This is a genomic window from Pseudoalteromonas sp. SIMBA_162 (genome assembly GCF_046535955.1).
Lineage (GTDB): Bacteria > Pseudomonadota > Gammaproteobacteria > Enterobacterales > Alteromonadaceae > Pseudoalteromonas > Pseudoalteromonas marina.
On the sequence record NZ_JAWJBQ010000325.1, the window covers coordinates 1 to 276 of the forward strand.

The 276-nt window shown below is 60.1% G+C and carries 1 protein-coding gene; it reads left to right on the forward strand.

Annotation, left to right across the window (positions count from 1 at the left end; all coding sequences use genetic code 11):
- Window positions 1-276 (forward strand): hypothetical protein (locus tag R0J88_RS19890; protein WP_410900861.1); only part of this gene is annotated, 276 nt, incomplete at both ends.

A 276-nucleotide genomic window follows, 5' to 3' on the forward strand; every position in this document is an offset into this window, starting at 1 on the left:
GTTGATCGCCGGCATCATGGTGCTGGGCTTCACTGCCCTGAGTTATGCCGGGGGGCTGGAACATGCCCTGCTCAATACGCCGATCGAGTTCCTCGCCCTGCTGCCCGAGGGCAAGACGATGGAGGTAGTGACCTTTGCGCTGACGGTGGCGCCGTTCTACCTCGTCTGGCAGTGCACCTGGCAACGCATCTTCGCCTCCGAAAGTGAAGATGTGGCCATCAAGGCCGGCGTGTCAGGCTTCTCCATCGTGATGTTGATCTCCTTCTTGCCCTACTG